Origin of the sequence: Pseudomonas sp. R4-39-08 (assembly GCF_003852275.1) — a bacterium.
In the GTDB taxonomy this organism is placed as follows: Bacteria; Pseudomonadota; Gammaproteobacteria; order Pseudomonadales; family Pseudomonadaceae; genus Aquipseudomonas.
On sequence record NZ_CP027733.1, the window covers coordinates 1,674,465 to 1,691,530 of the forward strand.

The following is a 17,066-nucleotide window of genomic DNA, read 5'->3' on the forward strand; positions in this document are numbered from 1 at the left end:
TGTGTAGGCCCCGCGGTACGTTGCCTGGCGTAGCGTGATCGAGGGTCACCCATGATCAGGGGCGGTAGGGCGGATGGCGTTTTATCATAGGTGCTACTGATGTTTAAGAAAGTAAACACTGCCCTGCTGGGGCTGGCTTTGTCGATGGGGATCACGTCCGTTCACGCGGAAGAGGCAAAGAAAGTCGATGTGCTGCTGATCGGCGGCGGCATCATGAGTGCAACCCTGGGTGTCTGGCTCAACGAGCTGGAACCGGGCTGGTCGATGGAAATGGTCGAGCGCCTCGATGGCGTGGCCGAAGAAAGCTCCAACGGCTGGAACAACGCCGGTACCGGTCACTCGGCCCTGGCTGAGCTGAACTACACCCCGGAAGACAAGAACGGCAACGTTGAGATCCCCAAAGCGGTCGAGATCAACGAAGCGTTCCAGATCTCCCGTCAGTTCTGGTCCTGGCAGGTCCAGCAGGGCGTGTTGAAGAACCCGCGTTCGTTCATCAACTCCACTCCGCACATGAGCTTTGTGTGGGGCGATGACAACATCAAGTTCCTGAAAAAACGCTACGAAGCGCTGAAGGCGAGCCCGCTGTTCGCCGGCATGCAGTACTCCGAAGACCCGGCCCAGATCGCCAAGTGGGTTCCACTGATGATGGAAGGGCGTGACCCGAACCAGAAAATCGCGGCCACCTGGACCCCAATCGGCACCGACGTGAACTTCGGCGAGATCACCCGCCAGTTCGTTGCCCACCTGCAAACCACCCCTAAGTTCGACCTGAAACTGTCGAGCGAAGTGCAGGACATCACCCGTAACGACGACGGTTCGTGGCGCGTGAGCTACAAAAACCTCAAGGACGGCACCAAGACTGAAACCGACGCCAAGTTCGTGTTCATCGGCGCCGGCGGCGGTGCCCTGCACTTGCTGCAAAAATCCGGTATTCCGGAAGCCAAGGAATACGCCGGCTTCCCGGTAGGTGGTTCGTTCCTGGTGACCGATAACCCGACCATCGCCGAGCAGCACTTGGCCAAGGCCTACGGCAAGGCATCGGTCGGTTCGCCGCCAATGTCGGTTCCGCACCTGGACACTCGCGTGCTGGATGGCAAGCGCGTGATTCTGTTTGGCCCATTCGCGACCTTCTCTACCAAGTTCCTGAAAGAAGGCTCGTACCTGGACCTGCTGACCAGCACCACCACCCACAACATCTGGCCAATGACCAAAGTCGGTATTCGTGAATACCCGCTGGTCGAGTACCTCGCCGGCCAACTGATGCTGTCGGATGACGACCGCTTCAAGGCGCTGCAAGAGTACTTCCCGAACGCCAAGCAGTCCGACTGGCGCCTGTGGCAAGCCGGCCAGCGTGTGCAGATCATCAAGCGTGACGAAGAGCAGGGCGGCGTCCTGAAACTCGGCACCGAAGTGGTCAGCTCCGCCGACAACTCCATTGCCGGCCTGTTGGGTGCATCGCCAGGCGCGTCTACCGCGGCTCCGATCATGCTGACCGTGCTGCAAAAGGTGTTCAAGGACAAGGTTGCGAGCCCGGCCTGGCAGGAAAAACTGCACCAGATCGTGCCAAGCTACGGCACCAAACTGAACGACAGCCCTGAAGCGGTTGCCAAGGAATGGGCCTACACCGCCGGTGTGCTGCAACTGACCCCACCGCCAGCGATTCCGCAACTGACGGCTCCACAGGCCACCGAGGCTGCCAAGCCTGCGGCTGAGCCAGGCAAGCCGGCGTCTGATCTGGCGCTGTAAGCAACGCTCAAGTAAAAGCCCGCTGAACCGGTGACGGTCAGCGGGCTTTTTTGTGCGCGGCGTTCAGACCCTGAAGTGCCTGACTTGCTCGTACAGATGCAGGGCCAGCGCGTTAGCGGTGTCGCACAGCAGATACAGATGCTGTGCGGGGAGGGCCGGCAGTTGCGTGATTTGCCTCAGCCCTTCGCCCATGCGGCTCTCCTCCATCAGGCCCACGGCCACGCCGCTGCGCACGCAAGCTTCTACCGCTGATGAGTTGGGGCTTTCCAGCAGTACGCGATGGTAAATCCCGTGATCTTTCAGCGCCTGTAACGCCGCCGCGCGATACGGGCAACCGGCGATAGGCACGGTGATCGGCAGCGGCGCGTTGGGTGGGTAACTGAACTGCTCGGCGGCGACCCACAGCGGTTGCACAGGCCCCAGGCGCTCACCCTGTGCCAGTGGGTGTGCGCTGACAGTGATGACCAGGTCCAACTGGTTTGCCGTGAACAGATTCAACAGTTCGCCACTGGTGCGCGCTTCGATTTCCAGTTCCAGCAGCGGGTTGTCGGCGATCAGTCCCGGCAGGAATGTGTGCATAAAGGCAGGTGCGTAGGTGTCGGGCACGCCCAGGCGGATCTTGCCCTGCATGCGCTGGGGCATCAGCGAGATCAGCAAGCGGTCGTGGCTTTTGAGGAATTCGGTGGTTTCGCCCAACAGTTTCCTGCCGTACAGCGTCAGATCCACGCCCTGGTTACTGCGGCTGAACAAGCGTTGGCCGACCTGGTCTTCCAGCTTCTGAATCTGCGTCGTGACGGTGGACGCGCTGCGGTGCACATGTTCGGCCGCTTCGTTGAAGCGGCCAAAGCGTGCGACGGCGTGAAAGGTGCGCAACAGATCGATATTCAGTTGTTTGGCCATGGTTCTACTAATACGGATTGGTAATGCGGGTTATTCAAATATACAGAAGAGTCCTCCTTCCTTAGCCTTGAAGTCAACTACACAGGCTGGAGGCTGCATGAAGCGATCAACCCTGGGATTGCTGCTCTTGCAAGGGGCGTTTGTTCTGTCATGGAGTTCGGGCTATATCGGCGCGAAGCTGGGCACACAAGGCAGCGGTGCGTTCAACCTGCTGTTCTGGCGATTTTTGTTGGTATCGCTGTGCCTGGGCCTGTTCTTGAACGTCAGGTTGCTGAAGGTGACCTGGGCGCAGATTCGCCATTACGCCATCATCGGCTGCCTGTCGCAGTTTCTGTACCTGAGCTGCCTCTATGTGGCGATCCAGAACGGCTTGCCGCCGGGCATTGCGGCGATCATCGCGGCGTTGCAGCCGTTGATGACCGCCGCATTGTCGACAGGCAGTGCAACTGAGCGCGCCGGCGGCTGGCAATGGGTGGGGCTCGTGATCAGCTTTGTCGGCGTAGCGATCGTGATCGCCGGGCAGTACAGCAATAGTGGCAAAGAAGTTGGCGTGGCCATGTATGGGCTGCCACTGGTCTCGGCGCTGGGGCTGACGCTGGCGACCTTGTACGAACGCCGTTCGCAGCAGAGCACGCAGGCCGGCTTGCTCATGCCGCTGTTTATCCAATCGCTGCTGACGTTGCTCGGCTTCACCGGCGCGGTGCTTTATACCGATACCTTGAGCATTCCCCATGACACCGACGTACTGGTTTCGATTGTGTGGCTGACGGTGTTTTCCACCTTTGCCGCCTACTTGAGCCTCTGGCGGCTGCTGCGCGTGATGACGGCTACTCGGGTTGCGGCGTTGGTCTATCTGGAGCCTCCGGTCACCCTGGTATGGGCGGCGCTGATGTTCGGCGACGAAATCCATGTTTCGACCTATGCCGGCATTGCCGTAGTGATTGCCGGGTTACTGTTGTTGCGCCTGAAGCGACCGACCGTCGCCTGCACGACCTGAGGCCTTGAGGGTTCAGCAATCTGACAGACATCTCCTGTTAAAAAATAACTCAAGCCCAAGCAGGAGCCCGGCTGGAACACAGGGGATTTCTTTCTGATGCAGGTACAGGGCGTTAACGCCCGAGGGTTTTGTATGTTGCTACGTTATGCGGCAATGGCGGCGGTAGTCGTCGCGGCATCCGGGTGTGTGCAAGAGCGCGTCGTGCATGAACGCCGGCCGGTACAACGTGAGTATGTGGAAGTCGTGGCGCCGCAACCGCCGCCGGTGCAGGTGATCGAAGTCGAGCCGGCGGTACGCGAAGGTTATATCTGGTCACGCGGTTACTGGCGCTGGGAAGGTGGGCGCTATGTAGCGGTGCACGGCCATTGGGAGCCGATACGCGTGGGCTATCGCTATGTGCATCCGCATTGGGTGCAGCGCAACGATGGTTATCATTGGCAGGGCGGTGGTTGGGTTCGCTGAACGAGCGGCCTCTTCCCAAAAGACGGCCTAGCCGATCCGTTTCATGCCCGCTGCCTTGACCGCATTCAGGTCGAAGGTGGCGGTGTACTCGCAGCCGGCCGCGTGGGCGCAGCGTTCGATCAGGCAGTCGGCGAAGTCTGCTTTGTTCGCAACGAACTTGCGCAGTGCCTGCCAGACGACATCGGCGTGCTCGACAGTGAGCTCGCGCGTATGCAACAGGGTTTCCAGCACCATCACCACATCGCTTTTGGCCGATTGGTAGCAGGCCTGCAGCACCCATACCAATTCCACAAGGGTCACCAGGCTGACAAAGCCCGGTGACGCGGCGCTCAATGATTCAATCAGTCGCGACGCCTTGGCGGATTGAACAGGCTCATCCTGGGTGACATAGCGCACCAGCACGTTGGTATCCAGGCCGATCATCGCGCATTTGCCCCCTGTGCCGCGATGGCCCGATTCATGTCCTCGATGGACACGGCAGTGGCAGGCTTGCGAATCAGCCCCTTGAGGTCGGTGACGGTTTTACTCGCGGCGATCATGGAAAACTTGCCGTCTTCCATTTCGACGAATTCCACCCGGTCACCTGTTTCCAGGCCGAGGGCCGTCCTGACCTGGACAGGGATGGTGATTTGCCCTTTTGAAGTAAGTGTGGCGGTTGCCATAGTGAAGACCTCCATCGTGATGCTCCTTACCTTAGGGTAAGGAGTGATCGAGGACAATATCCGTTGGTCCATAGGGTGCTCGCAGAAGTGGGTGAGTCGGTACTAAAAACCTAGTCCGAACTCTCGATCCCCACACCTGTGATCACGCGCCAAACCGATACAAACTATGACGGCTCGCCGCTGGCTCACTGCACCACGCGGTAACACGGCACATACGCTGCTCCGCCCGGCAATTTCATCCGGTGCTGGGCGACGAAGGCCTTTAGCAGTTCATCCAGCGGTTTCATGATCGCCGGGTCGCCGTGGATTTCGTACGGGCCCTTTTCTTCGATCAAACGAATGCCTTTGTCCTTCACGTTACCCGCCACGATCCCCGAGAACGCGCGACGCAGGTTGGCCGCCAGTTCATGGGGCGGCAGCGCGTGGGTCAGTTGCAGGCTGGCCATGTTTTCGTGGGTCGGGTCGAAGGGGCGCTGGAAGCCTTCGTCGATTTTCAACAGCCAGTTGAAGTGGAATGCGTCGTTGCGCTCGCGACGGAACTGTTTGACCGCCTTGAGCCCTGCGGTCATCTGGCGCGCGACTTCGGCCGGGTCGTCGATGATGATCTGGTAATGCTTCTGCGCCGCTTCGCCGAGGGTCGCGCCGACGAACGCATGCAGTTGTTCCAGGTAAGGCGCCGCATGTTTGGGCCCGGTCAGCACGACCGGGAACGGCAGGTCGCGGTTGTCCGGGTGCATCAGGATGCCCAGCAGGTAGAGAAATTCCTCGGCCGTACCGGCGCCGCCAGGAAAGATGATGATGCCGTGGCCGACACGCACGAAGGCTTCGAGGCGTTTCTCGATGTCCGGCAGGATGACCAGCTCATTGACGATCGGGTTGGGCGCTTCGGCGGCGATGATGCCTGGCTCGGTCAGGCCCAGGTAGCGGCCGCCGGTGATGCGCTGTTTGGCGTGGGAAATAGTCGCGCCTTTCATCGGACCTTTCATCACGCCGGGGCCGCAGCCGGTACACACGTCGAGGCTGCGCAGGCCCAGTTCGTGGCCGACCTTCTTGGTGTATTTGTATTCTTCGGTGTTGATGGAGTGGCCGCCCCAGCACACGACGATCTTCGGCTCGACACCCGCGCGCAGGGTACGGGCGTTACGCAGCAGGTGGAACACGTAGTCGGTGATGCCTTGGGAGTTGCTCAGGTCGATGCGCTGGCTGTCCAGCTCGTTCTCGGTGTAGACGATGTCACGCAGGGCGCTGAACAGCATTTCGCGGGTGCTGGCGATCATTTCGCCATCGACGAAGGCATCGGCCGGGGCGTTGAGCAGCTCCAGGCGCACACCGCGGTCCTGCTGGTGGATACGCACTTCGAAATCTTTGTAGGCGTCGAGGATGGTCTTGGCGTTGTCGATATGCGCGCCGGTGTTGAGGATCGCCAGGGCGCACTGGCGGAACAGGGCGTAGATGCTGCCGCTGCCGGCTTCACTCAGTTGCTGGACTTCACGTTGGGACAGGGTTTCGAGGCTGCCCTTGGGGCTGACGGAGGCATTGATCACTTGACGTTGGGGCATTCTGGTTCCTTGAAAGCACAGCCATCGCGTCTACAAAAGGCGCAATGGCTTGAGAATGATGCGCGCCGTATACGGTCGCACGAGACGGTTATTTACCTCACGCACAAGGCCGAGTGCAAATACCGTCCAGCACCATCATGCCGCAGAACTTACTGGATCAGCTTCCAGTTTTTGTAGAAAACCCGACGCAGGGTGAACACCAGGCCGGCAAACCCCGAGATCACGGCGTTCAACACGGAGGGCACCGGGGTCGGTCGCACAATATCGATGAACAGGCAGTAACGTTTCGCATCGTTCTTGTTAAAGGATGCATGCATCAGCGTGTCATCGAAGATGAACAGCGGGTCGTCGTGCCAATAGTGCTTGTGCTTGCCCACCTGGATATACACACCCTCGTGATGCGGCGCCGGCGCCATGTTGTAGAGCACGCGGAACATCATGCGCAACGGGCCGAAATGGAAGGACGTCGAGCGGTTCTCGTTGAACACCGACACGCCGATGGTCTTCACGAATGGCAGTTTCTTGCGCAGTTGCGGGATGTCCAGGGCGGTTTCGATCGGACGACCGTACCACTGGAAAAACAACATGCCGCGTTTCTTCTCGGCCATGCGTGCGTCCAGATAACTGATGATTTCTTCTTTGCGGGCCATGGCGTCGTTGATGACCTGTTGCAGGTCTTCGCGCCAGGCGAGCGGCAAGTCGCCCATCGTGTAGACATGACGGTTGCGGCGGCTCAGCAGGTCGAACAGGGTGTTGAACGGCGCCAGGATCCAGGTGTTACGGCCGTTGCCGATGAAATATTTCTTGAAGGTAGCGCGGTCATACAGGCCATTACGCAGGAAGTCATACACACCGCAAATCACCACGAGCAACAAAAATGCCAGGCTGGTGCGCGGAAAACAGGCGATAAACAGTAAAACGCCGAGCACCCAGGCAAGGGATATCAGCTTTTTACCCACGGCATTTTTGCTCATGAAACGCGGCTCCAGGCCTGAAACATAATGAAACAATTTCGTCATGATAGAGCTTTATGGCGCGCGCAGGCGTTTTAAATAGTTCGAAAATTGTGAAGTCGCTGCACAATTTGTAACTGGCCCCAGAGGCAAGCGGGTTTGGGTGGATTGAATTTTGAGAACGGAAGATTTGCGACTATCGTGACGCTTCGGTTTTTCGGACGTCATAGACCGGTACGATTGAAGTTGAATGGCCACCACTGGCCTTCGGCACCTTGGAAGAGGCAGAATTTTTATGATCATCAAACCGCGCGTTCGTGGCTTTATCTGTGTGACCGCTCACCCTGTTGGCTGTGAAGCGAACGTCAAAGAGCAGATCGACTACGTGATTCAGCACGGCGCCATCGAAGGCGGCCCAAAGAAGGTGCTGGTCCTCGGCGCTTCCACTGGTTACGGCCTGGCCGCGCGCATCAGTGCCGCGTTTGGCTGCGGTGCCGACACCCTGGGCGTGTTTTTTGAAAAAGAAGGCGAAGAAGGCAAGCTGAGCTCCGCTGGCTGGTACAACAGCGCGGCGTTCGAGAAGTTTGCCGTGGAAAAAGGCCTGTACGCCAAGAGCATCAACGGCGACGCGTTTTCCGATGAGATCAAGCGCCTGACCATCGACACCATCAAGAAAGACCTGGGCAAGATCGACCTGGTGGTCTACAGCCTGGCCGCGCCACGCCGTACCGACCCGCAAGGCGTGGTGCACACCTCCACCCTCAAGCCGATCGGCAAGGCCGTGACCCTGCGCGGTATCAACACCGATAAGGGCGTCGTGGTCGACACTACCCTGGAGCCTGCCACCCAGGAAGAAATCGACGGCACCGTCAAAGTGATGGGCGGTGAAGACTGGCAGCTGTGGATCGACGCCCTGCGTGACGCCGATGTACTCGCCGAAGGCGCCAAGACCACAGCGTTCACCTACCTCGGTGAGAAGCTGACCCAGGACATCTACTGGAACGGTTCCATCGGCGAAGCCAAGAAAGACCTCGACAAGAAAGTCCTGACCCTGCGCGACAACCTCGCTGCGCTCAAGGGCGATGCCCGCGTGTCGGTACTCAAGGCCGTGGTCACCCAGGCCAGCTCGGCGATCCCGATCATGCCGCTGTACCTGTCGCTGCTGTTCAAGGTGATGAAAGAGCAGGGCACCCACGAAGGCTGCATCGAGCAGGTCTACGGCCTGTTCAAGGACAGCCTGTACGGCAAAGAGCCCAAGCTTGATGCTGACGGCCGCCTGCGCGCCGACCTGGCCGAGCTGGAGCCGAAGGTCCAGGACGCCGTGGCCGCGCTGTGGAACCAGGTGACTGACGACAACGTTAACGAAATCAGCGATTTTGCCGGTTACAAGGCTGAGTTCCTGCGTTTGTTCGGTTTTGAAGTCGACGGCGTGGACTACGACGCGGACGTGAACCCGACCGTCAAGATCAACGGTCTGGTCCAGGCATAAGCGCTATCACTGTGGCGGCTTGATAATCGACTTATCAAGCCGCTTTTTGCTGCTCAGCTGTCAGGCTTGCCTGGAACCAGACAGGCGCTGTTTTGCCAGGGTGAAGTCTGACCGCCTCACATTCACCACCTCCTTCTCCCATAGCGGATTGAGCGGCACGTGATAACCGCTGTCCTTGGCGGTCTTTATCAGCTCAGCCATTTCCCTGCTGTCATGGATGATACTGATCTCATCGAATCTACCTAGCTTTGCCGGCAGGAAGAAAGTCGCCGGGTAGTTTGCTGCCACGTCCGTCGCAGGGCTGCCTGAGTCTGCATTGTGATGGACCACCCGCTCCGCGTCGCCGACCAGCTTTCGATTGATGATTCCGATCATTTCCTCTATTCGCGGCGTGATATTGCCGAGATCGGGGTTTTCCTTGCGGTAGAAATGAGCGGCATTTTCAAAGTCCGCCGATAATTCCCGTGGAACTTGCTGGTAGTGGCTAACCCGACCCCTGAAGACACTGTGGGCGATATCGGGTACCGGCAGCTTATCCTGGGCGCCAAAGTCACTTAGGTGAGGCGCGATCATGTGCAGGTCATAGTCGGCGGTCAAGGCCTTGCCCTCTAGCTGCTTGGCCAGCACGTGCAGCACCTTGCCGTTGTGCGTGATCAGATAGTTGTCGTCGCCAGGCGAGGCGGGATGGGCTTGGAATGCATAATGCTGCTGACTTGGCCCGCGAGCGCTCAATTGCAGCGTGCCATCACCTCTGCGAGCTGCCCGCCCAGTGATTTGGCCAAGTTTTACCAGCTCGTCAATGCGATGACGCGAGAGTTTCAAGGGGATCGGGACTGCATGGCCTTGCTCGATGCAGTCCAGGATCTGCGCGTTGGCGTTAGCCACCTTTTCCGGTGACTTGTGCGCGAACTGTTCGAGTTTGCTAAATGCCTGGTCCGTACAGATTAAGCCGGATTGTGGCCCCCAATTGGCACTTTTGCCTTTGATATGAAAGTCCTTGGTGGGGTGCCCAGCTTCTATCAGCCCTGTGGCCAGGGATTCGACCGGGCGTATGCCGATGATAGAGTTGGTGGCTGCCGCTATCCGCTGCAAGGGGGCGAGGTGGCTCGACACTATTCCGGTTTGCGCTTTTACCTGGTCGATCAGTGCATGCGGGGCATCGACCTCCGGCGTAGTGCTGGCCTGCACAAGCGCCTGGTTGCGATGCAGTACTTCCAGACTGAGCGCGGAAGGTGATGTTACGGCGGTAATCATGGCAATCATTGGAATACCTCTACGTCACGTGTTTTTGCGACCGCATTGATGATTCCTTTCAGTCATGGATTCCCTGAGAGCGAAGCTCACCTTAAACGATGCTTTCGGCGATGTGAGTGGGCGTTTCACTTTTCAGAACGGTCCTACCGTGGCTTACCTTTTGCTGTTTGCTCCGGCATGCAAGACTGCGTCATCCATGTGCGCAAACAGGAGGACCCATGACGATTCGTGCAGTCGTGTTTGATTTCGGCGGTGTGTTGTTTGACTGGAACCCGCAACATCTGTACCGCAAGCTCATTGCCGACGAGCAAAAGCGGCAATGGTTTCTCGACAATATTTGCACCCAGGCCTGGAACACCGAACAGGATGCTGGCCGCACCCTCGCCGAAGCCACCCGCCACCTGATTGAGCAACACCCCGAACATCAGCGCCTGATCCAGGCTTATTACGAGCGCTGGCACGAGATGTTGCGTGGCGAATTGCCCGAAGGTGTCGCAATACTCACTGCATTGCATCAAGCGAAAATGCCGTTGTTCGGGTTGACCAACTGGTCGGCGGAAACCTTCCCCTATGCCCGCGAGCACTATCCGTTCCTGCAGTTTTTCCGCGATATCGTCGTCTCGGGCCAGTTGAAACTGATCAAGCCTGACCCTGCGATCTACCATGCCAGCCTCGCTCAGGTGCGCGTTCATTTGCCGGATGTCCAGCCTGGCGAAGTGGTGTTTATCGATGACGTCGCGGGCAATGTCGAAGCGGCTGTGGCCCTTGGCTGGCAGGGTATTCACCATGTGTCGGCCAAGCGTACTGCCGCCCATTTGCGCAGGCTGGGGGTGGGCTTCTAGCGCGCCCACTTCTCCATGGCAAAGTCGACGAAGGCGCGCAGCTTGGGCAAGCGGTAACGGTCTTGGCGATACAGCAGATGCATGGAGCGGCTGGACAGTTGATAGCTGGTCAGCAAGGCTACCAACTTGCCGCTCTCCAGGTCCTGCTGCACCAGGGCATCGGCCAGCATGCTGATGCCCATCCCATTGACGGCCGCCTGGCGCAAGCCCTGCGAGCTGTTGATGGTCAATGAGCCGGAGACCGGAACCTCTACCTCGCCGTCCTCGTCGGTCATGCGCCACAGCTTGTCGGTGTCGCGCCAGTTGTCGTTCGCCGGATAGGCGAACGCCAGGCAGTTGTGGTGCCGCAAGTCATCGGGCGTCGACGGCGTGCCGCGTCGCGCCAGGTAATCAGGCGACGCGCAGAGGGTCAGGGTGTAATCCTGCAGTGGCCGGGCGATCAGGCTGGAGGTTCCCAAGTCGCCGAGACGGATTGCCACGTCGAAGCCGCTGTCGACCAAGTCCATCCGCTCATTGCTCAGCACCACGTACAGGTCGATCTGCGGGTAGCGCTGGGAAAATTCGCTCAAGGCCGGCACCAGGCGTTCGCTGCCGAATACCGGTGGCACGGTAATACGCAGGCAGCCTTTGGGCGTTTCGCTGTGGATCTGCTCCGCCAGCAGTTCGGAGTCGGCCACCAGCCCGAGCACCTCAAGGCAGCGCTGGTAGTACTCCCCGCCGAATTCCGTGAGGCTTTGTTTGCGCGTGGTGCGCTTGAGCAGGCTGACCCCCAGGCGCTGCTCCAGCGCGCGCAGGTGATTGCCGACCATGGTGGTCGACATTCCGCATTCCTGTGCGGCGGCAGTCATGCTGCCGGTCTCCACGACTTTCACGTACACCGACATTGCCTGGAACACATCCATTATCAAGCCCTGGTTCAAAGTCATTGCAGGAATGCGCAGTTTATCCAGCACGGGTGGCTAACGATACTGCACCTATCCCAACGATGCACTGGAGCTTGCCACCATGACCGCCGCCTGCCTGATGACCACGTATCAACCTTTGGCCCTGAGCTTCACCCGTGGCCTGGGTACGCGCCTGTGGGACCAGCAGGGCCGTGAATATCTCGACGCGGTGGCCGGTGTGGCGGTGACGAATGTGGGCCACTCCCACCCAAGACTGGTGTCGGCGATCCGTGAGCAAGCGGGCCTGCTGCTGCACACCTCCAACCTCTACAGCATCGATTGGCAGCAGCAGCTGGCCCGGCGCCTGGCTCAGCTATCCGGCCTGGACTGCGCGTTCTTCAACAACTCTGGCGCCGAAGCCAACGAGACGGCGCTGAAACTGGCACGCTTGTATGGCTGGAAAAAAGGCATTGAAGAGCCGTTGGTGGTGGTGATGGAGAACGCCTTCCACGGGCGTACCCTCGGCACCATGGCGGCCAGTGACGGGCCCTCGGTGCGCCTGGGTTTCCAGCGTTTGCCGGGGGAATTTCTCAAAGTCGGGTTTGGCGATCTGGCGGCCCTTGAGGCCATTACGGAACAATTCGGCACGCGCATAGCGGCCGTGCTGCTCGAACCGATCCAGGGCGAAAGTGGCGTGTTGCCCGCGCCCCCCGGCTACCTGAATGCCCTGCGCGATCACTGCACGCGCCACGGCTGGCTGATGATGCTGGATGAAATCCAGACCGGCATCGGCCGCACCGGCGCCTGGTTCGCCTTCCAGCACGAAGGCATTACCCCGGACGTGATGACCCTGGCCAAAGGCCTCGGCAATGGCGTACCCATCGGCGCTTGCCTGGCCCGGGCCGCCGTCGGCCAGTTGTTTACCCCCGGCAGTCACGGCAGCACCTTTGGCGGCAATCCCTTGGCCTGCCGGGTGGGCTGCACGGTGCTCGACATCATTGAAGAGCAAGGCTTGCTGCAGAACGCTGCGCAACAAGGTGCACGGCTGCTGGCGCGGTTGCGGGTGGAGTTAAGCGAGCATCCGCAGGTAGTGGCGATTCGGGGGCAGGGCCTGATGATCGGCATCGAACTGGCGCGCCCGTATCGCGAGCTGGCCCAGCGTGCGGCGCAGGAGCATGGGCTGTTGATCAACGTGACGCGCGGCAAGACCATCCGCCTGCTGCCACCGCTGACGCTGGATGCCAAGGAAGTCGAGATGATCGTAAGGGCGATCACCCGCCTACTTGAGTAAAACCCGATCAAAATGTGGGAGGGGGCTTGCCCCCGATGGCCATAGGTATCTACACAACTTTGTAGCAGCCTACGATAACCACGATGCGAAGCGAGTCGCTCTTGATCTTGCTTTTGATCTAGGCGCCCCGTTAAACCACGCTGGCCGGAATCCGATAGTGATTTGGGGGGGTAAACCGGCAGGGATGCCGGTTTAGCCGCCCCGCGCCATGGATGGCGCGTGGCGGCGGCCCCCCAAATCAATGTCGGATTACGGGCACACCGAGCCGGGGCGAGGTGCCGAGTGGTGGGGCAAGAGCGTTTTGCTTACTTTTGCGCTTTTCAAAAGTGAGACGCCGTAAGGGCGGAACCCATAGCAGCCGTTACCGCAGCAACGGATATGTACTCGCTCAGATCCAACATCCTGGTCGGCTGTCAGGCCGTCATCGGGAGCAAGTCGAATCGTCGCACCGCCCCTCCCACATTTAGGTCGCGGGGCATCAGTTAGAGAGGCTTCGGCTCCTGGGCCGCCACAGGTTCAGGGCCACGCCAAAGTTGTGTAGATACCTATGCCCCGATGGCGGTGGTTCAGTCAGTCCATCTGTCATTGATACACCGCTATCTGGGGCAAGCCCTAATGCCAGTCAGTTAAGGCTTTTTGTAGGAACGAGGCGGGCGGCTAGCCCTTGCTCGCGAAAAACTCACAGGCACCGCGTTCATTCAGAAAGCACGCGTTATCGTTGACGTTTTTCGCGAGCAAGCTCGCTCCTACAGACGGCGGTGTACGCTTAACTGACTGGCATTAGGGCAAGCCCCCTCCCACAGGGGATCTGCGTCACCTTTAAAGGTCATTGCCATTCAGCCATTCCTGATTCATGGTTTCGGTATCCCCCAGGTATTCCAACAACCACGCCATGGCCGGCGACAGTTTGTTCTGCGCCCACGCCACGCACGACGGGCTGGCGGGGAAGGGCCGGTGCAGTTGCAGCGCCACCAGCTCACCGCGCTCGATCCACGGTAGCACCTGATGCGCCGGGGCCATGCCGACGCACAAGCCATCGCGCAGGCAATCGAGCGCCGAGGACCAGTTGGGCACCACCAGGCGCCGCTGGTTATCCAGGGTCCAGGTGTCCCGCTTGGGCAGGTTGCGTGAGGTGTCGGTCATGCACAGGGAGGCGTATGGGCGCAGTTGATCGTCACTGAGCAGGCCTTCTATCGCCGCCAAGGGATGCCTCGCGCTGACCACGCACAGCCAGTTCAACAGGCCCATGTCGCGGAATGTGAAGTGGCTGGCCACCGGCACCGCGCTGGTAGCGCCGATCACGATGTCGGTGCGCTCATCCGCCAGGGCATCCCACACGCCGTTGTACACCTCGTACTCCAGCAGCAATTCCACTTCGGGAAACTGCCGATAGAAGTCCAGCACCAGTTGCCGACAGCGTTGCGGCTTGACGATGGAATCCACTGCCACCTTCAATTGCCCGCTCCAGCCATTGGCCACCTGCTGGCACAAGCGCCGTGTGCCGAGCATTTTTTTCATCACGCCCCGGGCTTCGTCTATAAACAGCCGGCCGGCGGGCGTCAGCTCCACGTCACGGTGGCGCCGTATGAACAGCGGCACCGCCAGCCATTCCTCAAGCTGACGCACCGTATAGCTGATGGCCGACGGTACGCGATGCAGTTCCTGAGCGGCGGCGCTGAAGCTGCCGTGGCGTGCGACGGCATCGACCACATCCAGGGAGTATTCGGACCACATGGCGGCTGCCTTCAAAATTATTGATAAGAGTGTCCAATTATTATCGCTTCACAGGAAAACTGTCAGCTTCATAATGGGCGCCAGTCAGCAAATAGTTTGATGGCAGGATCTACAAGGCTTCAATGAAAAACTCTTTTGGTTTCACTTGGTATCTGGCGGGGCTGAGCATGCTCGGTTATCTCGCCATGGACATGTATTTGCCGGCGTTTGGCGCCATGGGCGCGCAACTGCAGATTGGGGCCGGGGCCGTGGGCGCTAGCTTGAGTATTTTCCTCGCCGGGTTTGCGCTAGGGCAGTTGCTGTGGGGGCCGTTGTCCGACCGGCTCGGGCGCAAGCCGGTGCTGCTTACGGGACTGAGCCTGTTTGTACTCGGGTGCCTGGGCATGTTCTGGGTGCAGACCGCGCCGCAGCTGTGGGCGCTGCGTTTTATCCAGGCGATCGGTGTGTGTTCCGCCGCCGTGAGCTGGCAGGCGCTGGTGATTGATCGCTACCCGGCCGATAAGGCGCACCGCGTGTTCGCCAGCATCATGCCGCTGATGTCGCTATCGCCGGCTCTGGCGCCGCTGTTGGGCGCGATGGTGTTGAATCACTTTGGCTGGCAGGCGATTTTCGGCGTATTGCTGGGCGTGTCGCTGTTCTTGCTGCTGCCGACCGTGTTCCTGCGCAGCGCGCCGAAGCGCCAGACGGACGCACCGGTACGCCTGGGCTATGCACAGCTGCTCACTTCACGGGTATTTACCGGCAACGTCATGATATTTGCCGCCTGCTCCGCCAGTTTCTTTGCCTGGTTGACCGCTTCGCCATTTATCCTCGGCGGCATGGGTTACAGCCCGAATGACATCGGCCTCAGCTACGTGTTGCCGACCCTGGCGTTTCTGGTCGGCGGCTACAGTTGCCGCAGCGCCTTGCAACGTTTGCCGGGCAAGACCCTGCTGCCGTGGCTGCTCGCGTTCTATTGCCTGAGCATGGTGGCGCTGTATCTGGTTGCAACCCTGACCGTGCCGACCCTTACCACCTTGCTGATTCCGTTCTGCCTGATGGCCCTGTGCAACGGTGCCAGCTACCCGATCGTGGTAGCGAATGCACTGATGCCCTTTGCGGAAAATTCCGGCAAAGCGGCGGCGCTGCAAAATACCCTGCAGTTGGGCTTGTGCTTTCTCGCCAGCCTGTTGGTGTCCTCCATGATCGAGCAGCCGTTGTTGATTACGGTAATTGTGATGCTGGCGACCGCGCCGCTGGCTGTGCTGGGTTATTGGCTGGCGCGACCGAAGGGTAATGCTTCCGAACTGGCCAGCGCCTGAGCTGACAATGCGGTAAAAATGTGGGAGGGGGCTTGCCCCCGATAGCGGTGTATCAGTGCCAGCTAGGCTAGCTGACCCACTGCTATCGGGAGCAAGCCCCCTCCCACATTTGTATTGTGTTTCTTCAGTTAGAACGTCACTTCCAGATTCACCGTCGGCGTTGATGTGCGGCTACCCCGGCCACCGTCCACGCCGAACTTGTTATGCCAGTACTCGTAGCCCACGCCCAGGTACAGGTTCGGCTTGACGCTCTTGCCCGGCCGCACCGCCACCATCAGCGCGGTGCGCATCAGGGCTTCCGGCGCAGTATCGCGGCCATGATAATCCTCGCCTTTCTCCCCCACGTAATTGATAAAGCCCTGGAATTTCGCCGCGTGGTTGGCGATCTCGAACGGGCGCATCCATGTCAGGTTGAGCATGTAAGTGTCGTCAAAGGTGTGGTTCGATTCCTGCGCGCCAGGAATGCCTGTGTGGTTCTTTTCCTTGTAGTACATCAGGCTCAGGTCCAGCACACCGACGGTATTGAATTTCAAGGTGGGGCCGATGACCAGGGCGCGTTTTTTGGCGGAAGCGACGTTGTTGTTGCGGTTGGCATCAAAACCCAGCGTCAGCGCGTAGTCCTTGATCAGCCCGGTGCCCAGCGGCGTGTCGAATACCCGTGAGGCATACAGTTGGTGCCGGTACACCGCGTACACCTCGCTGCCACCGTGGTCGGTGCCCTTGCGCGGGTCTTTGCTGTCGGAAAGGAATACATCGAGATTCAGAAAATGGCTGCCGTACTGGTAGCCGCTGGCGTGGGTGAAGCTGTAGATGCGCTTGCTGAAGTCGTCGGGGTTGTTCGGGTTGGTGAAGTGCTGGCCGTAGCGAAACCCCAGGCTGTTGTTCATCCACTCCACTGCGACAGCCTCCCCGCCGCCGAGGAGAGTCAATGCGACGGTTGCGCCCTGCAATGCCTTTTTCATTCTGTTGGCTCCTTTGGCGTTCTGGCTCAT

16 protein-coding genes are annotated in these 17,066 nt (G+C 59.6%); 7 read left to right on the forward strand and 9 right to left on the reverse strand.

The annotated features are described in order from the left end of the window. Positions 1-99 precede the first annotated feature (99 nt). Positions 100-1,746 carry a malate dehydrogenase (quinone) gene (gene mqo / locus C4J88_RS07630; RefSeq protein ID WP_124366300.1) on the forward strand — a complete coding sequence of 549 codons (1,647 nt, stop codon included), beginning with the start codon at positions 100-102 and terminating at the stop codon, positions 1,744-1,746. Positions 1,747-1,809: 63 nt separating this feature from the next. Here mqo and C4J88_RS07635 read toward each other — a convergent pair whose 3' ends face one another. Further along, positions 1,810-2,646, reverse strand: coding sequence for a LysR family transcriptional regulator (locus tag C4J88_RS07635; RefSeq protein WP_124361827.1), 837 nt, complete (start codon positions 2,644-2,646; stop codon positions 1,810-1,812). 97 nt (positions 2,647-2,743) lie between these two features. Here C4J88_RS07635 and C4J88_RS07640 point away from each other — a divergent pair, with 97 nt between their 5' ends. After that, on the forward strand, positions 2,744-3,643 hold the full coding sequence (locus C4J88_RS07640) for a DMT family transporter (RefSeq protein ID WP_124406618.1): 900 nt from the start codon (positions 2,744-2,746) through the stop codon (positions 3,641-3,643). A gap of 132 nt (positions 3,644-3,775) precedes the next feature. After that, the gene (locus C4J88_RS07645; protein WP_124366303.1) at positions 3,776-4,105 is read left to right on the forward strand and encodes a YXWGXW repeat-containing protein; all 330 of its coding nucleotides are present in this window, start codon (positions 3,776-3,778) and stop codon (positions 4,103-4,105) included. A 27-nt stretch (positions 4,106-4,132) separates the two neighbouring features. Here C4J88_RS07645 and C4J88_RS07650 read toward each other — a convergent pair whose 3' ends face one another. From C4J88_RS07650 to C4J88_RS07665, 4 genes are all read right to left on the reverse strand, one after another. Next, positions 4,133-4,528: a PIN domain-containing protein gene (locus C4J88_RS07650; RefSeq protein WP_124361830.1), complete on the reverse strand. Its 396-nt coding sequence runs from the start codon at positions 4,526-4,528 to the stop codon at positions 4,133-4,135. Then, entirely contained in the window at positions 4,525-4,782 is a 258-nt protein-coding gene (locus C4J88_RS07655) for an AbrB/MazE/SpoVT family DNA-binding domain-containing protein (protein ID WP_124361831.1), read from the reverse strand. Before C4J88_RS07655 ends, C4J88_RS07650 begins: the two co-directional genes overlap by 4 nt. 170 nt (positions 4,783-4,952) lie before the next feature. Next, a complete protein-coding gene (gene ppnN / locus C4J88_RS07660) occupies positions 4,953-6,326 on the reverse strand; it encodes a nucleotide 5'-monophosphate nucleosidase PpnN (protein WP_124361832.1) in 1,374 nt (457 codons plus the stop codon). A gap of 149 nt (positions 6,327-6,475) precedes the next feature. After that, the gene (locus C4J88_RS07665) at positions 6,476-7,300 is read right to left on the reverse strand and encodes an aspartyl/asparaginyl beta-hydroxylase domain-containing protein (protein ID WP_124406619.1); all 825 of its coding nucleotides are present in this window, start codon (positions 7,298-7,300) and stop codon (positions 6,476-6,478) included. Positions 7,301-7,574: 274 nt separating this feature from the next. On the opposite strand from C4J88_RS07665, the gene fabV reads away from it, so the two are divergent. Beyond that, positions 7,575-8,768: an enoyl-ACP reductase FabV gene (gene fabV / locus C4J88_RS07670; RefSeq protein WP_124361834.1), complete on the forward strand. Its 1,194-nt coding sequence runs from the start codon at positions 7,575-7,577 to the stop codon at positions 8,766-8,768. Positions 8,769-8,828: 60 nt separating this feature from the next. On the opposite strand, the gene C4J88_RS07675 is transcribed toward fabV, so the two are convergent. Further along, on the reverse strand, positions 8,829-10,031 hold the full coding sequence (locus C4J88_RS07675; protein WP_124406620.1) for an anthrax toxin-like adenylyl cyclase domain-containing protein: 1,203 nt from the start codon (positions 10,029-10,031) through the stop codon (positions 8,829-8,831). Positions 10,032-10,240: 209 nt separating this feature from the next. Here C4J88_RS07675 and C4J88_RS07680 point away from each other — a divergent pair, with 209 nt between their 5' ends. Continuing rightward, positions 10,241-10,864 (forward strand): HAD family phosphatase, encoded by a 624-nt coding sequence (locus C4J88_RS07680; RefSeq protein ID WP_124406621.1) that lies wholly within the window; start codon positions 10,241-10,243, stop codon positions 10,862-10,864. Here the strand turns inward: C4J88_RS07680 and C4J88_RS07685 are convergent. Further along, positions 10,861-11,766, reverse strand: a complete 906-nt coding sequence (locus C4J88_RS07685; protein WP_124408601.1) for a LysR family transcriptional regulator — start codon at positions 11,764-11,766, stop codon at positions 10,861-10,863. The genes C4J88_RS07680 and C4J88_RS07685 overlap by 4 nt on opposite strands. 103 nt (positions 11,767-11,869) lie before the next feature. Between C4J88_RS07685 and C4J88_RS07690 the strand changes: the two genes are divergently transcribed. Then, positions 11,870-13,039 (forward strand): aspartate aminotransferase family protein, encoded by a 1,170-nt coding sequence (locus tag C4J88_RS07690; RefSeq protein ID WP_124406622.1) that lies wholly within the window; start codon positions 11,870-11,872, stop codon positions 13,037-13,039. Positions 13,040-13,858: 819 nt separating this feature from the next. Here C4J88_RS07690 and punR read toward each other — a convergent pair. Next, positions 13,859-14,773, reverse strand: a complete 915-nt coding sequence (punR, locus tag C4J88_RS07700; protein ID WP_124366310.1) for a DNA-binding transcriptional activator PunR — start codon at positions 14,771-14,773, stop codon at positions 13,859-13,861. 122 nt (positions 14,774-14,895) lie between these two features. Between punR and punC the strand changes: the two genes are divergently transcribed. Continuing rightward, positions 14,896-16,074, forward strand: coding sequence for a purine nucleoside transporter PunC (punC, locus tag C4J88_RS07705; RefSeq protein WP_124406624.1), 1,179 nt, complete (start codon positions 14,896-14,898; stop codon positions 16,072-16,074). A 128-nt stretch (positions 16,075-16,202) separates the two neighbouring features. On the opposite strand, the gene C4J88_RS07710 is transcribed toward punC, so the two are convergent. Then, positions 16,203-17,036 (reverse strand): nucleoside-binding protein, encoded by an 834-nt coding sequence (locus tag C4J88_RS07710; RefSeq protein ID WP_124406625.1) that lies wholly within the window; start codon positions 17,034-17,036, stop codon positions 16,203-16,205. Between the last annotated feature and the right edge of the window lie 30 nt (positions 17,037-17,066).

Coding starts and splice junctions, on each gene's coding strand:
- mqo (WP_124366300.1), top strand. CDS start 100: ATGTTTAAGAAAGTAAACACTGCCCTGCTGGGGCTGGCTTTGTCGATG.
- C4J88_RS07635 (WP_124361827.1), bottom strand. CDS start 2,646: ATGGCCAAACAACTGAATATCGATCTGTTGCGCACCTTTCACGCCGTC.
- C4J88_RS07640 (WP_124406618.1), top strand. CDS start 2,744: ATGAAGCGATCAACCCTGGGATTGCTGCTCTTGCAAGGGGCGTTTGTT.
- C4J88_RS07645 (WP_124366303.1), top strand. CDS start 3,776: ATGTTGCTACGTTATGCGGCAATGGCGGCGGTAGTCGTCGCGGCATCC.
- C4J88_RS07650 (WP_124361830.1), bottom strand. CDS start 4,528: ATGATCGGCCTGGATACCAACGTGCTGGTGCGCTATGTCACCCAGGAT.
- C4J88_RS07655 (WP_124361831.1), bottom strand. CDS start 4,782: ATGGAGGTCTTCACTATGGCAACCGCCACACTTACTTCAAAAGGGCAA.
- ppnN (WP_124361832.1), bottom strand. CDS start 6,326: ATGCCCCAACGTCAAGTGATCAATGCCTCCGTCAGCCCCAAGGGCAGC.
- C4J88_RS07665 (WP_124406619.1), bottom strand. CDS start 7,300: ATGAGCAAAAATGCCGTGGGTAAAAAGCTGATATCCCTTGCCTGGGTG.
- fabV (WP_124361834.1), top strand. CDS start 7,575: ATGATCATCAAACCGCGCGTTCGTGGCTTTATCTGTGTGACCGCTCAC.
- C4J88_RS07675 (WP_124406620.1), bottom strand. CDS start 10,031: ATGATTGCCATGATTACCGCCGTAACATCACCTTCCGCGCTCAGTCTG.
- C4J88_RS07680 (WP_124406621.1), top strand. CDS start 10,241: ATGACGATTCGTGCAGTCGTGTTTGATTTCGGCGGTGTGTTGTTTGAC.
- C4J88_RS07685 (WP_124408601.1), bottom strand. CDS start 11,766: ATGGATGTGTTCCAGGCAATGTCGGTGTACGTGAAAGTCGTGGAGACC.
- C4J88_RS07690 (WP_124406622.1), top strand. CDS start 11,870: ATGACCGCCGCCTGCCTGATGACCACGTATCAACCTTTGGCCCTGAGC.
- punR (WP_124366310.1), bottom strand. CDS start 14,773: ATGTGGTCCGAATACTCCCTGGATGTGGTCGATGCCGTCGCACGCCAC.
- punC (WP_124406624.1), top strand. CDS start 14,896: ATGAAAAACTCTTTTGGTTTCACTTGGTATCTGGCGGGGCTGAGCATG.
- C4J88_RS07710 (WP_124406625.1), bottom strand. CDS start 17,036: ATGAAAAAGGCATTGCAGGGCGCAACCGTCGCATTGACTCTCCTCGGC.